The 646-nt window shown below is 47.4% G+C and carries 4 tRNA genes and 2 rRNA genes; all 6 read left to right on the top strand.

Annotation, left to right across the window (positions count from 1 at the left end):
- Positions 1 to 109 (top strand): 23S ribosomal RNA (locus tag AC1DKZ_RS32965); the annotation flags it as partial.
- Between the two features lie 91 nt (positions 110 to 200).
- A 5S ribosomal RNA gene (rrf, locus tag AC1DKZ_RS32960) occupies positions 201 to 316 on the top strand.
- A gap of 9 nt (positions 317 to 325) precedes the next feature.
- Positions 326 to 400 (top strand) — tRNA-Asn (locus AC1DKZ_RS32955).
- Between the two features lie 4 nt (positions 401 to 404).
- Positions 405 to 477, top strand: a tRNA-Thr gene (locus tag AC1DKZ_RS32950).
- 23 nt (positions 478 to 500) lie between these two features.
- Positions 501 to 575, top strand: a tRNA-Glu gene (locus tag AC1DKZ_RS32945).
- A 13-nt stretch (positions 576 to 588) separates the two neighbouring features.
- Positions 589 to 646, top strand: a tRNA-Val gene (locus AC1DKZ_RS32940).

Below are 646 nucleotides of genomic sequence, written 5' to 3'. Positions count from 1 at the left end.
TAGCGTAAGCTAGTAAGATCCCTGAAAGATGATCAGGTTGATAGGTTCGAGGTGGAAGCATGGTGACATGTGGAGCTGACGAATACTAATAGATCGAGGACTTAACCATATAATATGAAGCAAATGTTATCTAGTTTTGAAGGAATATATATTTAAAATTCCTTTTGACATTCTCAAAAGAATGTGTATAATGATAAAAGTCTGGTAATGATGGCAGAGAGGTCACACCCGTTCCCATACCGAACACGGAAGTTAAGCTCTCTAGCGCCGATGGTAGTTGGGACCTTGTCCCTGTGAGAGTAGGACGTTGCCAGGCTTATATTATTCCGCAGTAGCTCAGCGGTAGAGCTATCGGCTGTTAACCGATCGGTCGTAGGTTCGATTCCTACCTGCGGAGCCATTATGCTTCCATAGCTCAGCTGGTAGAGTACTTCCATGGTAAGGAAGAGGTCACCGGTTCAAGCCCGGTTGGAAGCTTGGGAAAAGTTTTTGTTTTTTTTGGCCCGTTGGTCAAGTGGTTAAGACACCGCCCTTTCACGGCGGTAACACGGGTTCGAATCCCGTACGGGTCACCACTTTTGGAGGATTAGCTCAGCTGGGAGAGCACCTGCCTTACAAGCAGGGGGTCGGCGGTTCGATCCCGTCA

This window comes from Bacillus sp. 05T21 (genome assembly GCF_056396785.1).
This window is presented reverse-complemented; position numbering and strand designations above follow the sequence as displayed.